The 2,891-nt window shown below is 67.0% G+C and carries 2 protein-coding genes and 1 pseudogene; 1 reads left to right on the top strand and 2 read right to left on the bottom strand.

Features of this window, described 5'->3' with window-relative positions; translation table 11 throughout:
* Nucleotides 1–698 precede the first annotated feature (698 nt).
* Nucleotides 699–1,751, top strand: a complete 1,053-nt coding sequence (locus tag ABZ656_RS57340; RefSeq protein ID WP_360280603.1) for a tyrosine-type recombinase/integrase — start codon at nt 699–701, stop codon at nt 1,749–1,751.
* Between the two features lie 230 nt (nt 1,752–1,981).
* Here ABZ656_RS57340 and ABZ656_RS57335 read toward each other — a convergent pair whose 3' ends face one another.
* Entirely contained in the window at nt 1,982–2,659 is a 678-nt protein-coding gene (locus ABZ656_RS57335; RefSeq protein WP_101407756.1) for a class I SAM-dependent methyltransferase, read from the bottom strand.
* Nucleotides 2,656–2,891: pseudogene (locus ABZ656_RS57330) on the bottom strand (hypothetical protein); the annotation flags it as partial. The gene ABZ656_RS57335 and the pseudogene ABZ656_RS57330, both read right to left, overlap by 4 nt.

Raw genomic sequence — 2,891 nt, 5'->3', positions numbered from 1 at the left:
GTAGCCGAAGCCCGGCTCCAGCGGCTCGATCACGAACCGGGAGCGGAATTCGTCGACGACCTCTTCGGTCAACGAGGGACGCTGAGCAATCAGCACGGGGTGTTGCCTCCAGTGGTTTGGCGCCCGCTATGTGACGCCGTAGACACTACGAAGGGTACGGGCGATACGGTCTCCGGTGACCGCGCTGCACTTCCTCGTGGTGCACGGTGCCCGCAACCTCGGCTGCCTCACGGGATGAGCTTCAGTGCTCGTCCCCGATGGTGTGACGCTGTATTTCGGTCCTTCGGGGTGGGCTCCTGATCGAGGTCACATCGGGGATGGTGAGGCTGGATCCCAACCAGTGGCGAGCGCAACATAGACCATGATCGCCGGTTGGCCGAACCGGCGATGGTGACGACCACTGAAGGTGTTCGCATTCGGCTGAGCTCGGCGGGGGAGCCCTACCGGACAGGGTGGACAGAGCCGCGGGCCCATGGGAGAAGCGAACGGTCCTGTCGCCTGCTGCCCTGACGACCGCGGCGCCCTTCGCTGAAACGCAGCGGCGCCTATGCCCGCGTGGAAGTTTTCCACGCCCTCAAGGAGAGTGAGCAATTCTGTCCGTTCCGATCAAGAAGCTCCCCCCGAATACGAAGGGGCGGGTCCGGCATCGGTTTGTGGTCGATGTAGGGAGCGATCCCGCTACCGGGAAGCGTAAGCAGTTGACCCGTACCTTCGGCACGCTGAGGGAAGCGAAGGTCGAGTACGCCCGCATCACGAACCGTCGCTACGAGGGGACGTTCGTCGAGCCCAACAAGATCACGGTGAACGAATGGCTCGACCAGTGGCTCGACAGGAAGGCGGAGGACCTGGAGGAGAGCACCGTCTACAGCTACACGATGACCCTGGGTCGTGTCCGGGGGAAGCTTGGGCACATCCGGCTACAGGAATTGACCGAGGACCACGTCGAGGCGTGGATGAGGTGGGCTCTTGGGGAGGGCCGCGTTCGTGGTGGCAAGGCGGGCACGGGGCTGGGGGTGACCTCGGTTGAGATGTCCCTGGCGCGGCTGAAGGAGGCACTGAACCGGGCAGTGGCCCGGCTGCTGGGCGCCGTGAACGTTGCCCAGGAGGTCATGATCCCTCGGAACGTACGCAAGGCGGAGCGCAGCGCCAAGGCAGTGGTGCAGCCCTGGAACGTCGAGGAGGTTCAGGCCTTCGTGCGCGCGGTCAAGGACGACCGCCTCTACGGCCCTTTCCTTCTCTCCCTGATGGGCCTGCGGCCGGCGGAGATCTGCGGCATGCGCTGGGCCGATGTCGACCTGGGCAGGGCCGCCCTGGCCGTTTCCAGCACGCGGACCCTGATGGGGAACAAGACCGTGGTGGAGAAGGACACCAAGTCTCTCGCCGCTGAGCGGCAGCTTCCCCTGCCCGATCTGGTCAGGGAGGCGCTGACGTGTTTCAGGGACATGCAGATGGCCGAGAAGGCGGCGGCGGGGGAGAGGTATGAGGACAGCGGGTACGTGCTCGTGGATGAACTCGGCAGGGCGCTCAACGGGCGGCAGCTGCGTGAGCGGGTGTACAAGGTCATGGACGAGAACGGGCTGCGGCGGGTCCGCTTGTACGACGCTCGCGCGAGTTGCTTTACATACCTGGCCAACAACGGGGTGCCGGACCACCTGCCGGCCCGGTGGGCCGGGCACACCAACGTCAAGACCACGAAGCGCTGGTATGTGAAGCCGGATGTGGAGGATCTTCGTCCGGCGGCGGATACATAGGGAGGTCTGGCGAGTGCCTTCACCCCTACTCCTGCAGAGAGTTGACGGGTGACATGGATCCCAGCCTCCCTGAACAGCGTATTCACCTACAGCCAATCAGCACGACCGGTGGATCGCACGTGCCGGTTGCCGACGGTTGCTCCGACCGAGTGGCACGAGCCGGTGCCGCGCTCGGCGTCCGGTCGGCGTACGTCGTGTCTCCCCGCCGCCGCGTGGCCGACCCCGCGTCATCAGCGAGGTCCCGAGGCCGAATCTGGGCGGCCGAGGGCGAGGAAGCGTCGGTGGCCGTATCCCCACTGGTCGGTGACGCTGAGGGCAAGGTCGGCGGCGATCCTGTGGAGCGCTGGTCGTCCGAGCCGTGCCCAGGTAAAGAACGGACCGCTCCGGCCGTGGAGGTCCTCGAACCGGGCAGTGCACTGTTCCTCGACGTCGGCGGGGTCGACCTCGACGACGAGGCGCCCGGTGGGGGCGATGAGTCCGCGGCAGCGGCGCAGCAGGCCACGAGGATCGCCTCCGATGCCGATATTGCCGTCGATGAGCAGCACCGTCTGCCAGCCTCTCTCGGCCGGTAGTCGGTCGAAGACCGATCGGCACAGTGCGAGCCCGCCCAGAGTGGTGGTCAGTGCGACCGCGCGAGGCGCGATGTCGACCCCGAGGGCGAACACTCCCCGGCTCAGGAGTGCTCTGCACATGCGGCCCGGGCCGCAGCCGACGTCGAGGACGGGGCCGATGCAGCGTTCCAGTACGGTCTTGTCGGCCGCAGTGGGCTGCTCGTGCCAGCGGTGTACCGGCATCCGGATGCGGCGCCCGTCGGCCAGCCGTAGGTACACCGGTTCTCGGCCGGGTCTCAGGGCGAGCGCGTAGGGATCCTCGTCGGCGTCGTACAGCTCGTCCTCGTCCGTTGTCACGGTGCTGCGCCATGACCTGAGGCGGGTTGGCTCTCGTCGCCGCGGTCGGCCCGCCTCACGCGGCGCAGTCTCATCGCGAAGGCCACTGCGGAGGCAGCGAAGAGCACGCCGGTGATCGCCAGCCATCGGCCGAGGTGGACGTCGTAGGACAGCCCGGTGTCACCGGGGTAGGGGACCGCGAGTCGGAAGACGAGGGGGAACCAGACCAGCAGGAGCAGACCGGACAGGAAGG

Source organism: Streptomyces sp. NPDC007095 (genome assembly GCF_040634475.1).
In the GTDB taxonomy this organism is placed as follows: Bacteria; Actinomycetota; Actinomycetes; order Streptomycetales; family Streptomycetaceae; genus Streptomyces.
Note: the sequence above shows the minus strand (reverse complement) of the source record. Positions and strands in the feature narration are given on the sequence as shown.